Origin of the sequence: Peribacillus sp. TH14, assembly GCF_016651145.1 — a bacterium.
Lineage (GTDB): Bacteria > Bacillota > Bacilli > Bacillales > DSM-1321 > Peribacillus > Peribacillus butanolivorans.
On sequence record NZ_JAEKEK010000001.1, the window covers coordinates 4,862,959 to 4,879,175 of the forward strand.

A 16,217-nucleotide genomic window follows, 5' to 3' on the forward strand; every position below is an offset into this window, starting at 1 on the left:
ACTAGTTTATTAAAAAGGAGAATACAAAATGTCAACTACAACTAACACAAAAGTAATAAAAAATTATATTGGCGGTGAATGGGTAGCATCATCTACGGCCAAAACGGAATCTGTATATAATCCAGCTACAGGTGAAGTCATTGCTCAAGTACCACTTTCAACAAAAGAAGATGTAGAGCAAGCTGTACAAGCAGCTAACAAAGCCTTTAAAGGATGGTCAAAAACAGCTGTGCCAAAACGTGCGCGTATCCTGTTTAAATACCAACAATTATTAGTAGAAAATTGGGATGAGTTAGCGAAAATAGTCACAATTGAAAATGGGAAAAGCTTTAACGAGGCGTATGGGGAAGTACAACGTGGAATCGAATGTGTTGAATTTGCAGCAGGAGCTCCTACATTAATGATGGGGAAACAGCTTCCTGATATTGCAACAGGCATTGAGTCTGGTATGTATCGCTATCCAATTGGAGTTATTGGTGGTATTACACCTTTTAACTTCCCAATGATGGTGCCGTGTTGGATGTTCCCACTTGCGATTGCTTGTGGTAATACATTTGTATTAAAGCCATCAGAGCGAACACCACTTTTAGCTGCAAGAATAGTAGAATTATTTGAAGAAGCTGGTTTACCAAAAGGCGTACTAAACATCGTCAATGGTGCCCATGAAGTGGTAAATGGCCTTCTTGAACATAAATTAGTTAAAGCTATTTCATTTGTTGGCTCACAGCCAGTAGCTGAGTATGTGTACAAAAAAGGAACAGAGAACTTAAAACGTGTTCAAGCGTTGGCTGGTGCGAAAAATCATTCAATTGTGCTAAATGATGCAGATCTAAATATAGCAACGAAACAAATTATCGGGGCAGCTTTCGGTTCAGCTGGAGAGCGTTGTATGGCGGCATCGATTGTAACTGTGCAAGAAGAAATTGCAGATCAATTGATCGACAGATTAGTAGAAGAAGCGAACAATATTGTGATTGGCAACGGGTTAGAGGAGAATGTATTCTTAGGACCTGTTATTCGTGAAAATCATAAAGAACGTACGCTTAGCTACATTGATTCGGGCGTGAAAGAAGGAGCTCAATTAGTTCGTGATGGCCGTGAAGATGCAGCTGTGAACGGGAAAGGCTACTTTGTTGGGCCAACTATTTTTGATAACGTAACACAAGAAATGAAAATATGGCAAGATGAAATTTTTGCACCAGTGTTATCTATTGTACGTGTCAAAACATTAGAAGAAGCAATTGATGTGGCTAACAATTCTCGATTCGCAAATGGTGCTTGTATTTATACAGATAGTGGTGCAAATGTACGCGAATTCCGTGAAAATATCGAATCTGGCATGCTAGGTGTGAATGTAGGGGTTCCTGCACCAATGGCATTCTTCCCATTCTCTGGTTGGAAAGACTCTTTCTATGGGGATCTGCATGCCAATGGTACAGATGGCGTTGAATTCTTCACAAGAAAAAAAATGGTCACAGCCCGTTACTAGAAAGATAGTTAGGAAGAAGAGTGAGTAAGAAAAAACAATCCCTAAAATACAGTTTATGTCTTCCTTTAACTTACTAGCTTAAGAATCCACTCTCTGTTTTCAAATTTTCATGTTGCTTAATTTAATGTAGGATTTCTAAAATTGGAGGGGGAATGGTAATATGACTCACAATCTAAATGGGAAAATTGCATTAGTTACAGGCGGTTCAAGAGGAATTGGAAGACATATAAGTGCAACTTTAGCCGATTCAGGTGCAACAGTTATTGTCAACTATGCAACTAACCAAGAAGCAGCACAACAAACCGTTGATTTCATACTATCTACTGGAGGAAAAGCTCTATTAGTCAAAGGGGACGTGACAGATGAGGAATCAGTAAAACACCTTGTAAAACAATCTGAGGAAAAAGTCGGTGAAAGCATTGGTATTTTAATTAATAATGCCACTGGCCCCCAACCTGAGTTATCTATTGAAGAAAGTACATGGGACGATTATTTAGATCAACTTAATTTCTTCGTAAAAGCACCTTTATTATTAACAAAAGCTATTTTACCTGGAATGAAGAAAAAAACGAAGGTCGAATTATTAATATCGGAAGCGAAGTTATTCAGATGGGAAATCCAAATTTTTCAAACTACGTAACAGCAAAGTCTTCCCAAATTGGAATGACACGTTCCTGGGCAAGTGAATTAGGACCTTTTGGCATTACGGTCAATTTAATAAATCCAGGTTTTATCCCAGTAGAAAGACACGAGGGAATAGATACGAGTGAATATAAAAAAGGCGTTCCTCTTTGTAAAATGGGTGAGCCTCGAGATATTGGAAATGCTGTTGTATTTTTGGCATCCAATGAAGCAAAATTTATTACGGGACAATGTTTATCAGTTAATGGTGGAAATACTTTTGGCATATAGATGTTGTACTTTCAGAAGGGCATATGATTGATTGGTATTTAAGCAAATCAAGAAATAAACATGCAGCCAAGCGCTTTATTAAGAAAGCCTTGGCTTTTTCGCACGTGTCTAAACCTCTCGTGTAAACAGTAGATGAGAACACTGCTTACCCTATAGCACTTCAAGAGTTAAAAAAGGGAAACATAATCTGAAGGCATACAACTAAGGCAATTTTTTAGATATCTCAATAATAGAGTGGAACAAAATCAAGTCGATAACCCATGGAAATCAGGAGAGATTACAGCCGTTAAAGCCATAACGAATTTAGGCCTTAAAAAGACGACTTTTTTAAGTTGGTTAAAAAATACGAAAGAGATATTAAAAATAACCTTATATAATAGAAGAAACTCGTCAAAAAAATGGCGAAACAGTTAGGGTTATCGGTTCAAGTAGCAACACAAGCAGAACTTACAAAGGGAGACGCGAAAAAAGCAGTGGATGCTTTGTTTGAAACGATCGCCAATACGCTCGCTAAAGAGGAAAAAATCCAAGTAGTTGGATTTGGCACATTTGATGTGCGCGAGCGAGCAGACTAGAACGGGTAGAAACCCACAAACAGGAGAAGAAATACAAATTGCGGCTTCCAAAGTTCCTGCTTTTAAACCAGGTAAGGAATTAAAAGAGGCTGTTAAATAAAATTAATAGTTGTTTAGTGTAAAAATACTCTGGGGATGAGATATTCTCCAGAGTATTTTTTTCTTTATGAAAAGTTAGGGTTTTTACTTTCGCATCGGTTTTCACATAGGTTAATTGCTATGGTTCTTGACGTCAACAATATTAAAAAAGTTGAGCGTAATTTCCGAATCCAATTCATCTTGAATGAAGATTTTCTTTTCGTAGGGATCTAATTTTGTAACCGATCCGATCCTTGAAGAAAAGTAGCCATCTTTCCATGTAGTAATGTTTAAAAGTGTTTTTTCCTCTAGGCTTTCTGATAACAGCATTTCAAAGTGTGGATTTTGAATTAAGTCTGATCGTTTATAATAAAGTTTGATCAAAAGTCCTGTTGTGAAGCAGGATTTTTTTATTAAACAAAGGGCCAGATTGTTGAGGAACGTTTTCAATGCAGAGGCTTGAGAATAAAAGGAATATATAAGTTTATATAGAACTTTATACTAATAATAGAATGGTTGAAGGAGTAGCTTAAAATGCCTGTTAACACAGAAAAGATGGCTAAGGGTAAAACCGGTGAGCAAAAACAACAATTGGTTCAATAAATATTACCGTACTACAAATAACTATTCACTAAAAGATGTTTATAATTTCATTCTCCGTGACTTCTATTCTGATCGCTATAAAGAAAATGGATGAAGAATACTTACTAATATGATGAAGCAATGGAATCACTCCTTTATTTTTTTGAAAATAAAAAAACCGCAGATTTTACTTTGCGGTTCCTCTTCTCCAGTAATACCTATGCCACCTATTGTGTGACATCAGATAATTCGAACAACATTACCTTTTTCACAAATTTGCAATTATTTATATCACATACGTATATATTTATCTATAAAATAAAAAGAAAAACTAGATGTAAAATCATTTCTATCAGAAATCAGATTGATAAATACCTTCCTTCTCCAAAATGGAAAGTGCTATCTTTGCAGTAGAACTTCCACCTGCTTGCTTTTCACCTTGAATATGAAAGGCAAAGAAAAAAGTATTATCTACAGTTTCTACATATCCCACAAACCAACCATCAATATTTTCCCCGTTTACAACTGCGGTTCCCGTTTTTCCAGATAACAAATTACCATTTGATTCTTCTAAAAGTAAGGAGTCTTTCACAGTTTGAATATTAGATTGTTCAAAAGCGAATTCATTATCATAAAACTTTTTCAAAATATCTACCTGTTCAACAGGAGAAATTTTTAGAGAGGCATCTAGCCAATAATTAGTTATATTGCCAGATAAATCGCCATTTCCATAATTTATCTGTTCAAAATAATTCTGCAATTTCTTTTTGCCCATCTGTTGATCAAGTTTTTGAAAATACCATGTGGAGGAGCTTTCCATAGCTGAGAATAAATCTTGATCTTGATTCCATTCCTCATATGGATATAGGGTTCCATCCCAATTCATTTGAGAATTGTCCCTTGTAATAATCCCAGATTCTAGCGCAAACAATGCACTGAATATCTTATAAGTGGAAGTAGGTTGGAATCTAGTAGTGCTTTCTTTCTTATTGTATATAGTATACTGTTTCATTTTGGAATCATACAGTACCGCACTCCCTGAAAGTTCATCAAAAAAGCTACTGTAATCTTTGTACACTACATTGGTATGAGAAAAAGGATGTGTTTCTTTGTTCACAGCCGCCAATGCAGATATCGAAGGAATACTAATCAAAATGATCGCAAGAAGAATGATGAATACTAGATTACTTTTCATTTTTAGCAGATGTGATTCTACTTGAAAATTTCCGATTGTAACAATACGCCTTTTTACTTGTTTGTATGAGCTACTGATTTCCGAAGCAGCTAACAATGATGATGTTCGTTGCGAAAGAGAAGCAAATTTTAAAATAACCTCACCATATTTGAGATGTGATTCCTTATCTAGCGTTTTTAAAACTGCATAATCGCAAGAAATCTCCATCTCTGTTTTCATTTCCCTTAAGAAATACCATACGAGAGGATTAAACCAATAAACAGTTCTGGCCAGACACATGAAATAGTTTACTAGCATATCTCTACGTTTACAATGGTATAACTCGTGAAGCAATACACATTTCATCTCGTCAATAGAAAGCCTTGAAATATCTTTTGGTATGACAATATATGGATTGATAATCCCGAAGGTAATGGGTGATTTTATCAATGAGGAATATCCTAAGACAACCTTTTTATGAAAATGTATTTCCTCTTTACATGTATAAAAAAGCGCTGATAACTCTTTGTTTTCAACTACTTGTAGGCTTTTTTTTATTTTGCCAATTCTTAGATTGCTATATAAAGTAGCCATAAGCATAACAATCATTCCTAATATCCACACTATGAAAAAGACAGAATCCATCATTCTGAAAGACGATTGCTCAATTGACATAGAAAAATCTTGTAGCCAATTTGCATTTTGAACAATTGTTTCTTTCGTTTTACCTGTAGAATGGATATCAGATAATTTTGAATTACTTCCCAAGTTTATCATCCAGTCAAAAAAAGAGTTTATTTTTAGAAAATGAAAGGGGATAAAGGGAGCAATCAATGTCAAAAGAGAAATGACACTGATATGATATTGGGTGTTTACAGTTATTTGAATCTTTAATATTTTTTTTATGAATATGATCATGCAAAAAATCACAGACAATATAATATTACTGATGAAAAAGAGAGAAAAGAAAGAGTCGCCCATATTATTCCTTCTTTCTGTTCTTACGTTCTTCTAAAATTTGATACAACTCATTAATTTCATCATCTGACAGCTTATCTTTTTCCAAAAAGTTTAATACCATAGAATTAAGAGTACCATTATAAAAACGATTCAAAAAACTACGACTCTCAATTTCTAAATAATCACTTTCAGCTACATTTGGTGTATAAACAAATACACGACTTTCCTTATAATGATTCAGTGCTCCTTTTTTTATTAGCCGTAACAACATTGTTTGAATTGTTTTAGGGCTCCATTTACTAGTTTTGGATAACTTTTCAATAACCTCATTGGTATTGATATTAGGGTGTTTCCAGATTATTTTCATAACTTCTAATTCTGCTTCTGAAATTTGAGGTAATTTTTTCATATAAACCATCCTTAAACTTACGATTGTAATAATTTAATTATATTGTTCATATTTTAAGAAGTCAATGAAACGATAGGATAAAGAAAAAACATTGATCTTAAATATTACATACGTAATATTTAAGATCTACATTTCTGTAGATTAAATGAAAAAAAGATAGGAGAAACTTGTTTTTTTCTTTTTCAACATTGTAACACCTACTTTTATTTATTCTTCATGCTACCTATCAACATTCTTATTTTAAAAAGATTCTTGTATACTACTCTTTACCTTAAAACTTACGACTATAATATTTTGTTTTTTATATAGCTATCACTTTAAGAATAAAAGTATTGACTCCAAATCCTACATGTGTAATACTTTCAAAAACTACATATGTAATATTTTCATAAGTGGTAAACAGGGGATATAGATGATGGTAATAGCTCTTTTTCTTGGTATTTCTGGAATAACAGTAGACAACTATTTTCCGGAAAAATGGAATGTGAGGGGGAAATTTAGCAAGATAGAGTGGAGAAACTAATGTGAAAGAAAAGATACAACACCTTAAATAATGTCGAAATAGTAAACAACCTCTCAAAAACTTAACAAAGTCAGCGCATTTAGTAGACAAAGATAATAAATTATCATTTAAAAAATTCATGGAATGGAAAGAGTTTAACAAGTTGTTTTTATAGGAGGTAACGTAGTGAAAAAGACTAAACCGTTTATGGTACTGTTTATGATGATTTTTTGCTACATATTTATATCTGGATGCTCAAAAGAGAGTAAACAAAAAGAGAGGTTTGAGAGCTTTTCTCAAATGTTATCGAAACAAGATTATGGTAGGCTGATTGCTTTATTATCTTCAGTAAATGAAAAACTGCAAATCAGGCCTATTTGAGGAAGAGGGATGAACAATGAAGAAAGTAACAATATTGGTGCTGGTTGTAGCATTGGCGGCTGGGGGCCTGCTTCTGTGGCATTTCCTTAAAGCGAATCAGGCAACCCCGGAAGAAGTTTTTAATGAATATGTGAGACAATTTTCTGAACAAAACTACGAGGAAATGCTGAAACTTATTTCTGAAGGGGAATTGGAAACCTACGATTATACGAAAAAGAGTTTTACAGATAAATATGATGCGATTTTTTCAGGCATTGAGGCTTCTTCAATCGACGTTTTATCCAAGGAGCTGCTTTACGAAGAGGATAATGAAACGTATGAAGGACGCTTCAAGGTGAAAATTCATACATTTCTTGGAGAGGTGACAGCGTCCTATCAAACCTTTTTTATAGAAGAGAAGACGGATGACGGGAAGGCATGGAAGGTGAAATGGAATCCTGATTTGATCTTCGCTGGGATGGAGAAAGGAGATAAAGTCAGCGTGCAATCCTTTTTGCCGCATCGGGGCGAAATCCTTGACCGTAATGGAAATCCGCTCGCACTGGATAAAGATGTGTATGAAATGGGGATCATCCCAGGGAAGCTTGGAGAGTCCAAGGAAGCTGGAATAAAGAAGCTAAGCGCTTATTTCAAGATTCCGGAAGAAAGCTTTCAAAAGGCGCTTGATCAAAAATGGGTGACCGAAGATATCTTCGTCCCGATTGCTGCCATGCCTGCAGAGTTTCAGCCGGAAAGTATCGATGAGGATCTACCTGGAGTATTTTTCCAAATGAAAAGGATAAGGTATTATCCCGAAAAAGAAAGCAGTGCCCATCTGATTGGCTATGTGAAGCAAGTAACGAGTGAAGACCTCGAAAAGGACGCCGACCATGAATACACGTCAGGTGATTACATCGGTAAGTCCGGACTGGAACAAGTGTATGAGAAGCAGTTGAGAGGAAAGAAGGGCGGCATCATTCAAATAAAGAACGAGGAAGGCAAACAGAAAAGCACTCTTAAAAAAGTGGCTGCCATCAATGGTAAAAACATAAATCTGACGATCGATGCTGCATTGCAGAGTAACATGTATGAAGCGATGAAGCAAGATGCCGGCGCGGTGTCAGCGATACATCCGGTGACCGGGGAAATATTAGCGCTCGTCAGCTATCCATCCTTCGATCCGAATTTAATGGTGAGCGGGATGACAGAGGAGCAGTGGAAAGCATACAGTGAAAACCCAAAGCTTCCATTCTTGAACCGTTTCTCCAGCCTGTATGCACCAGGGTCGACCTTCAAGGCAATTACTGCCGCCTCCGGACTCACCGTCGGAACGACATTCCCGGAGAAGAAACGGGAAATATCCGGCTTGCAGTGGAAGAAGGACAACAGCTGGGGAGGCTATTTTGTCACCCGCGTAAAGGAAGCAAGTCCGGTGGACATGGTTGATGCACTGGTCTATTCCGATAATATCTATTTCGCTCAGGAAGCCCTGGAAATGGGAGCTGCCAATTTTGAGAAGAATGCTATGGCATTTGGGTTCCAGGAGGATTTCCAGCTGCCGATTTATTTGAAAAAGAGCCAGCTGTCCAATGATGGGATCGAGAATGAAGTCTTGCTCGCTGATTCTGCCTATGGACAGGGTGAAGTTCTGATGTCAATGGTCCATTTAGGGACTGCGTTTACACCGTTTGTGAATGGCGGAAATATGGTGATGCCTGTTTTGATAGCGGATGAAAAGGAGCCTATCCGCAAATCCGTCATTTCCAGTGAGGTTGCTTCAACCGTCCAAAAGGCATTGATTCAGGTAGTGGAGCGTGATACTGGGACTGCCCATAATCTTAAGACGGCAAAAGAGGTACTAGCTGCAAAGACGGGGACAGCTGAGCTGAAGAGCAAGAAAGGCGAAGACGGGATGGAGAATGGCTTTGTCGTCGTGTTTGATACAAAGAGTCCATCTATCTTGCTTACAGCCATTGTGGAGGATGTAAAAAATCGCGGGGGGAGCCATTATGTGACCGCGAAAATAAAACCTGTGCTGGATCAGTATTTAGCTGAGAATGAATAAAGGAATACATCTGTCAGTGGGATTTTTTCATCAGCTGATGGTTAGTTGGTACTAAATAAAAAGGAGTTGTGTAAGGTGAGTAAGTGGAGAGACAGAATGAGCTCCATCCGTGTTCTACTGGTGATTATCAGTAGTGTGATATACACTATTTTTCCTCAGCCTCTTACACTCAGTTTATTCTGCATCGTCGGCATAGCTTGTGTCAGTCTGACGACGCTAAACGAAAAAAATAGGAAAAAAGCGAGGGGACAGGACGTTGGTGGAGAGGAAGAAGACTAAAAAAAAGCGGACGAAATCGGCCATGCTGAATATTATCTTGACAGTTGTGTTTGTATTGTTTACCGTTCTGGTTTTCAGACTGGCCTTTGTACAGCTCAATGAAGGGGAAATGTACGAGAAGAAACTGAATAGCACCAATGTGAAGGAAGTGAGATATCACCTACCACGAGGAAAAATATACGACAGGAACAATCAAGTGATTGTCGATAATGAAGCGTCAAACATTATTGTCTATACTAAAAAGGGAAATGAAACAGACCAGGAACTGCTGGAAGTTGCTACGAAACTCTCCGCGTATATATCGATCAAAACAGACAAGATTACAGAACGAGACATGAAGGACTACTGGATCGTGACCCGTCCTAAGAAAGCACTTAAGAAGCTGACAGACAAGGAACTGCAGAACCAAGAGCTGACAAATATGGAACGTTATCAGAGGCAGCTGGACCGGATTGGTGAATCCGATTTAAAAGAAATCGGAAATGGTGAAAAGAAGGTTCTCGCCATTTTAAGAGAAATGAAGAAAGGCTATGCCTATAGCCCTCAGCCAATCAAGGTCGAACATGTAACAAATCAGGAATTAGCACGAGTGAGTGAGGCACTGAATGAAATTCCTGGAGTGGATATTTTGACCGATTGGGAAAGGACTTATCGGTATGGGGAATTATTCCGTTCCGTATTGGGAAGCACGACATCCCGGGAGGAAGGAATTCCGAAGGAGAAGCTGGACGGTTACTTATCAAAGGGTTACAGCAGGAATGACCGGGTAGGAAAAAGCCAGTTGGAATACCAATATGAAGATGTCCTCAGGGGCAGGAAGTCCGTGACAGAAATTGAAACGGATAGAAAAGGAAACGTTGTTAGAACCCATGAGGTCTCCGCCGGTGAGCCGGGTAAGGATCTTATGCTGACCATTGATATAGGTTTACAGGAGAAGGTGGAAGAGATACTTACTGCTGAACTGATTAATGCCAAGAGGAACGGAGGTGGGGCATTCCTAAATAAGGCCTTTGTAGTCATGATGAATCCTGTAACGGGAGAAGTTCTGGCTATGGCTGGGAAACAGATTGAAGAAGTCAACGACAAGTGGGTAGCGACCGATTATGCCCTTGGCACTGTCAATTCATCTTTTGAAATGGGATCATCCGTTAAGGGGGCGACAGTACTTTCCGGGTATGAGAGTGGGGCCATCCAGCCGGGCCAGTCTTTCCTGGATGAGCCAATCTATATGCTGAGTACCCCAGTCAAGAAGTCAGTACGAACGATGGGGATGGTCAATGACCTGACTGCATTGAAGCAATCCTCCAATGTCTATATGTTTAAGACGGCTATGAGTATGCTTGGGAAGACCTATTATAGAAACATGAAGCTGCCGCTAGATTCGAATGCCTTTGAAACGTTTCGCTATTATTTCAATCAATTCGGACTAGGGGTAAAGACAGGAATCGATCTCCCGAATGAAGCGAGCGGATATCGCGGCCAAGGCGGCTCCCCAGGCTATTTGCTAGATTTCACGATCGGCCAATATGATACTTACACTCCCATTCAACTGACTCAATACATATCGACAATTGCTAATGGAGGATATAGGGTGCAGCCTCACCTTCTTAAGGAGATCCGCGAGCCGCAAATGGAAGACCAAGATCCGGTCATTTTCCAAAGCGTCTCTCCTGTTTATCTGAATCGCATCGACATGGATAAGCAAAAGGTTGAACGTGTGCAAGAGGGATTCCGCAAGGTGTTTCACGAACAAGGCGGAAGCGCTGCCTCCCACTTCAATAAACAGCCATACAAAAGCTACAAAATAGCCGGTAAAACGGGGACAGCACAATCCTTTTACTATGATCCTGAATTACGAAAGACATATACAGATAAACCGACGAACAACCTAACACTGGTTGGGTATGCTCCCTACGACAATCCTGAAGTCGCTTTTTCAGTAGTCGTCCCAAATGCCAGGACAAACTCCCATCCAATTAGCCAGAAGATTGGACAGGGAATCATGGAAGCATTTTTCGAAGATGATGATCAAGATCAGCACGAATGATGAGTATATGGATAGGTAGGCTGAAAGGGCAGCTACTTTTGTGTCTTTTTATTGCTTGAAATTTTCAGGGAGTTCAATTGTATAATGAACATTTCAGTTTTCTATGTTTATGAGATGATTAAATTAAGTGAGGGAAATCGAATATGAGAAAACGAAAGAATTTATCATTTCTTTTAGCACTTATTGGTGCAGTTGTTCTATTAATTACAAGTGTGCAACTACCAAGTGAAGCGAATGCTTCCAAGGGCAAGCTGAATCATAAGAAGTTCGAGGTCGATGAATTTTTTACGAACTATGACGGAACGTTCATATTACGTGATATGAAAAGAGAAAAAACATTAGTCTATAACAATGAACGCGCGAATCAACGATTTGCACCGCAATCGACTTTTAAAGTGCCAAATTCACTCATTGGGTTACAGGTAGGAGCTGTAGAAGATGAATACGACATTAAATATTGGGATGGTGTTGAGCGAGAAATCGAGGTCTGGAACCAAGATCACACGCTTGGGTCTGCTATGAGAAACTCTGTCGTTTGGTATTATCAAGCCATGGCTCGTGACATTGGAGAAAATCGAATGGAGGAATGGGTTCAAAACATTTCTTATGGTAACCAAGATATTAGTGGAGGAATTGATCAGTTTTGGTTAAGTAGTTCACTCAAAATTTCTCCAATAGAACAAGTTGATTTTATGGAATCATTGTATAAAGAGAAGCTTCCATTTGATAAGGATGTATTGAAAACCGTTAAACGGATGATGATCCAGAAGGAAGGAAATAACTATACTCTTTACGGAAAAACAGGTCAAGGGTCAGGCATAGGGTGGTTTGTCGGTTTTATAGAAACGGACAATCGGGCGTATAGCTTTGCTACGAATATTGCTGGAACAAGTACAGACGCTAAAAACATTACAATAGACATTTTAAAGAAATATTATTTAATGGCAGAGTAAGGGCAGGAAATTTAATTATTAACATAATTTAAATATATAAGATAGGACCTGCACTATTGTGGAACAACATAAGTAGGAAATGATCAAACTTTTTTATAAAAACTAAGTCGCTGAAAATGAAGCCATTTTGATCAATCTTTAGTCAAAGTGGATTCATTATTTTTTGGAATTATGGATTAAATGGAATATACTACCAATTGAAAAAGTCATCAAATATGGATAGAAGATAAAAAATCGATCGGTCTTCGACTTAACCTGGTAAAACAAAATCACTTAGGGGTTGTATCAGCTTGGTACATTGGTTCAGAAACCCCTGACATATGTATGTATATCATTTTAATCAATAGTTTAACAGAACAACCTTCAGATGATGGAGGTTGTTCAGCTTGTAGAATAAGGTCCCCTTTTAGGGTCTAAATCTGCAAGCTTTTTTGTGTAGTAATAACAATTATAACTTTCTTTTGAAGGAGGAATGAATAATGACCATTAGGAAATTAACTAAAGTCGGCGCAGTTGAAATGTTGAAAACTGCAAATTTAACTTTTGGAGACGAATTAGAGGTTGAGTTCAAGGGTGAAGAAATCATTTTAAGGAAAAATAAAAATGTGAAATTACCTAAAGGTGTAGATGCAGAATTTATGGAAATATTTTCAGACGTTATTAAAGGTCATGACGAAGCATTCAAGGGATTGATGGATAGATAATATGACGTTTATAATCTATCTTTCCACTAATCAAATTATTGCTATTAATGCCATTCAAATAAAATTTTATTCTCCTACTGAACAAATCGGAGTGAAAGATCCCGGTCTCCTTGATTCTGCAGTGAACAAACCCAGACAAACTATATTCGAGAATGATGCTTACCCATCTATTCATAAAAAGGCTGCAGCATTATTCGAATCCATTTCAAAAAATCATGCGTTCCACAACGCAAACAAGAGGACAGCACTCGCTTCCCCCCTATTATGTTTCTGAAGATCAATCATTATCAATGGATAATGGGAATAGAAGAAGAACAGGATTATGTTGTAGATGTCGTTAACCATAGGTATGATTATAAAGCTATCGCAATAATCATCCAAGAGAACATAAAGGCTTTATAAAGGGGTTCGAAATTGATAACTAATTGCTCCCTTATTTCGCTAACAGGTGCATTACTTTAATACAGGGTTGCTTCGGCAGCCATCATTTTTACATGGATCCGGATTTAGTTGTAGAACGGGAAGGGTGGTCGTCTAACCATTATTTCACGGGACAATGAAGAAGTATTATTTGCCAACTTTCCTTCAAGTACAGCAGCACGGGCTATTAAATCACAAGATACAGCACTTGTTTTAGTTGCAAAGGAATATATTAGGTATGACCTAAAGTTTTCTGAACTAGCCAAAGAGGTTGATCTGCATAGAGCAGGGGAACTCTGGAAAAAAACCTAACCTATTGAAGTTACAGGAAAACGGTTCAAGTAATTTGGACCGTATTTTCTTTGTCTTTTTCTATAATAATTAGGTTAATAATCTCTAAGATGATAAATAAGCTCTTTGGATAGGAAGACAGAATAATGTCCAATAAAGCTGAAGTATTAAAAAGTATAGGGAAAATCGACTAGGTTGGTTACAAAGATACATTGATTCTCCAGAAAAAAACAACAGTTTTATCGACGTTCTTTGTGGATTGTTTTCATATCACAAATATTCGGGGGTGCAGTTCTTGCAGCTGGAGTAACCGTCGGAGCACTTCTTGTTTAAGACATGTTGAGTACAGATAGTATGGTACAGGTTAAAACTGGATGTATTGTCCTTATTGTTTCAACGGTCATCGTGTTAATAACAGGGTACCTATCATTTTATTTGAAAACCCGGACTCACCGTCCATTAAAAATAGGAAGAAGTAAAGACTTATCAAATAAATTTTGAAGGTATAAGGAACTGAATTTAATGTTCTCAATTCTTATGGAGATATAAAAAAGACAATTGAAAATGTTAACCAATTAATCTATTGCTTTCATTTCCAACATGCTATTTTGTTTTCACTAAAAAGTTTAACGGAACTGAAAGTGAAATTTACCCTACAATAGCAAGTGTTTTAACAACAGAACAGGGAACAAAGTTTAATTACAAAAAATTGATACTTAATTAATATTTTCTTTGCATAGTTTCTCTGATCTTATATTAATAATAAGAAACATCAACACAAAATGAGCTTGGAAGTGCATCCAAGCTCATTTATGTAATTCATAACCTATATAATAAATCCAGTAGTTTAAATGAACCAATTAATCCTCTTCAATATTCTCCATTTTTATATTTAAATCTTCAGCTTTAATAATTATCATGAATTTTATTTTCTTAATATATCCATTTTCACTTAAATTCAAATTATTTCCACCGCTAAAAAAGAATACGTATTCTGAAAATTCATCATCATTTCCTTCATAATAATTAATCTTCTCCACATCTTCCCACGAATAAGTATATTCTTTCAGCGATAAAAGAGTAGAATATGAAATTGAATCTTCCGATAATGATTTATAAGATTGAGAAGCTACATAAAAGGAAGTTATACTCAACAATATTTGCTAAAGATAGATACAAGCCTAAAATAAACTAAAAAACGGAAATAATAACATAAGATAATGATTTTTAAATGTTTCATTTTGTATATTTAACAGAAAATCTACTAGAAGAAAAAGTCCAGCGAGATTAAATTACACCATCATAATATAGAGTGTAGTTTTTATAGTTTCCTCCTTATTATTATAATATTTTTTTGCTGGTTGACTATTGTATAATAAGTAATATACTTACATAATGTGAATATTTTACTATTTTAAAAGGAAATTATAATTAAACCAGCAAAGAATCTATTATCAATTGGAATTTTATCTTTATCCTTGGGTATAGCAAACTCACATGCTTTTGCAGAAGGAACGGTTCTGGTGCAAAAACTTCAAGACAATGGCAATTAATCTTTAAATCTTGGACATACTGATACTATTAATCTAAAAAAGGTGCGTGATCAGTATGGAAAAGCAAAATTTATTCAAGTGGAAACATTATCAACCCGATATTATTCTTCTAACCGTCAGATGGTACCTACAGTACAACTTGAGCTTTCGTAATCTTGTGGAAATGATGGAGGAACGAGGATTATCGATGGCTCACACGACAATTATGCGTTGGGTTCATCAGTATAGTCCTGAATTAGACAGGCGACTTCGTCGTCATCTAAAACGTACAAATGATTCATCGAGAGTAGACGAAACGTTTATCAAAGTAAAAGGTTTCAATGGATGTATCTGTATCGTGCAGTAGATTCCGAAGGAAACGCCATTGACTTTTACCTGAGTAAAACAAGAGACCAAAAGGCTGCAAAGTACTTCTTCAAGAAAGCTTTGCGGTCTTTTCATGTTTCTAAGCCTCGTGTCGTAACTGTCGATAAAAATCCAGCGTATCCTGTAGCCATTCAACAGCTAAAAGACGAGTAAAAGGTGCCTGAAGGCATCCAAATGAGACAAGTGAAATATCTTAATAATATCGTAGAACAAGATCATCGTTTCATTAAGAAAAGAGTACGCTCCATGCTGGGATTCAAAACGTATGAAACTGCTACTTCAATAGTACGTGGCATTGAAGCCATGCATATGATGAAAAAAGGGCAAGTTCACCAAGGGGTGAAGTCTGCCCAAAATCGAAAAGAATTCATTGATAAACTGTTTGGCATCGCATCATAATCCGTAAGTTAGCAGGAAATTCATGTCCTATGTTTTTTTGAAATCATCTTTGCACCAGAACCCTATATAGAATATTATTTCATCCAGATTAAAAGGAGA

The 16,217-nt window shown here is 36.9% G+C and carries 12 protein-coding genes and 4 pseudogenes; 12 read left to right on the forward strand and 4 right to left on the reverse strand.

What is annotated here, in order from left to right:
* Positions 1-28: 28 nt before the first annotated feature.
* The 4 genes and pseudogenes from JFU50_RS23525 (at position 29) to JFU50_RS23540 (ending at position 3,076) form a co-directional block, all read left to right on the forward strand.
* Complete coding sequence (locus JFU50_RS23525) at positions 29-1,489, forward strand: CoA-acylating methylmalonate-semialdehyde dehydrogenase (RefSeq protein WP_201224385.1); 1,461 nt, start codon at positions 29-31, stop codon at positions 1,487-1,489.
* A 160-nt stretch (positions 1,490-1,649) separates the two neighbouring features.
* Positions 1,650-2,401 (forward strand): annotated as a pseudogene (locus JFU50_RS23530) (SDR family NAD(P)-dependent oxidoreductase).
* A 5-nt stretch (positions 2,402-2,406) separates the two neighbouring features.
* Positions 2,407-2,647, forward strand: a pseudogene (locus JFU50_RS23535) (DDE-type integrase/transposase/recombinase); the annotation flags it as partial.
* Between the two features lie 152 nt (positions 2,648-2,799).
* A pseudogene (locus JFU50_RS23540) lies at positions 2,800-3,076 on the forward strand (HU family DNA-binding protein).
* Positions 3,077-3,186: 110 nt separating this feature from the next.
* Here the strand turns inward: JFU50_RS23540 and JFU50_RS23545 are convergent.
* From JFU50_RS23545 to JFU50_RS23555, 3 genes are all read right to left on the reverse strand, one after another.
* Positions 3,187-3,384, reverse strand: a complete 198-nt coding sequence (locus JFU50_RS23545) for a YolD-like family protein (protein ID WP_201253570.1) — start codon at positions 3,382-3,384, stop codon at positions 3,187-3,189.
* A 604-nt stretch (positions 3,385-3,988) separates the two neighbouring features.
* Positions 3,989-5,791: a BlaR1 family beta-lactam sensor/signal transducer gene (locus JFU50_RS23550; RefSeq protein ID WP_201224389.1), complete on the reverse strand. Its 1,803-nt coding sequence runs from the start codon at positions 5,789-5,791 to the stop codon at positions 3,989-3,991.
* Position 5,792: 1 nt separating this feature from the next.
* A complete protein-coding gene (locus JFU50_RS23555; protein WP_201184882.1) occupies positions 5,793-6,179 on the reverse strand; it encodes a BlaI/MecI/CopY family transcriptional regulator in 387 nt (128 codons plus the stop codon).
* A gap of 688 nt (positions 6,180-6,867) precedes the next feature.
* Here JFU50_RS23555 and JFU50_RS23560 point away from each other — a divergent pair.
* The 7 genes from JFU50_RS23560 (at position 6,868) to JFU50_RS23590 (ending at position 13,363) form a co-directional block, all read left to right on the forward strand.
* Positions 6,868-7,062: a hypothetical protein gene (locus JFU50_RS23560; protein WP_201224391.1), complete on the forward strand. Its 195-nt coding sequence runs from the start codon at positions 6,868-6,870 to the stop codon at positions 7,060-7,062.
* Positions 7,063-7,078: 16 nt separating this feature from the next.
* Positions 7,079-9,106 (forward strand): penicillin-binding protein PBP4(5), encoded by a 2,028-nt coding sequence (gene pbp4 / locus JFU50_RS23565; protein ID WP_201249416.1) that lies wholly within the window; start codon positions 7,079-7,081, stop codon positions 9,104-9,106.
* A 75-nt stretch (positions 9,107-9,181) separates the two neighbouring features.
* Complete coding sequence (locus JFU50_RS23570) at positions 9,182-9,385, forward strand: hypothetical protein (RefSeq protein WP_201224395.1); 204 nt, start codon at positions 9,182-9,184, stop codon at positions 9,383-9,385.
* The gene (locus JFU50_RS23575; RefSeq protein WP_313889271.1) at positions 9,366-11,432 is read left to right on the forward strand and encodes a penicillin-binding protein 2; all 2,067 of its coding nucleotides are present in this window, start codon (positions 9,366-9,368) and stop codon (positions 11,430-11,432) included. Before JFU50_RS23570 ends, JFU50_RS23575 begins: the two co-directional genes overlap by 20 nt.
* A 143-nt stretch (positions 11,433-11,575) precedes the next feature.
* Positions 11,576-12,385 (forward strand): class D beta-lactamase, encoded by an 810-nt coding sequence (gene blaOXA / locus JFU50_RS23580; protein WP_201224397.1) that lies wholly within the window; start codon positions 11,576-11,578, stop codon positions 12,383-12,385.
* A 479-nt stretch (positions 12,386-12,864) separates the two neighbouring features.
* Complete coding sequence (locus JFU50_RS23585; RefSeq protein ID WP_201224399.1) at positions 12,865-13,089, forward strand: AbrB family transcriptional regulator; 225 nt, start codon at positions 12,865-12,867, stop codon at positions 13,087-13,089.
* A gap of 1 nt (position 13,090) precedes the next feature.
* A complete protein-coding gene (locus tag JFU50_RS23590) occupies positions 13,091-13,363 on the forward strand; it encodes a type II toxin-antitoxin system death-on-curing family toxin (RefSeq protein WP_309557721.1) in 273 nt (90 codons plus the stop codon).
* A gap of 1,297 nt (positions 13,364-14,660) precedes the next feature.
* Here JFU50_RS23590 and JFU50_RS30455 read toward each other — a convergent pair.
* Positions 14,661-14,954 (reverse strand): hypothetical protein, encoded by a 294-nt coding sequence (locus tag JFU50_RS30455; protein WP_207198823.1) that lies wholly within the window; start codon positions 14,952-14,954, stop codon positions 14,661-14,663.
* Positions 14,955-15,408: 454 nt separating this feature from the next.
* Here JFU50_RS30455 and JFU50_RS23605 point away from each other — a divergent pair.
* A pseudogene (locus JFU50_RS23605) lies at positions 15,409-16,118 on the forward strand (IS6 family transposase).
* Positions 16,119-16,217 lie beyond the last annotated feature (99 nt).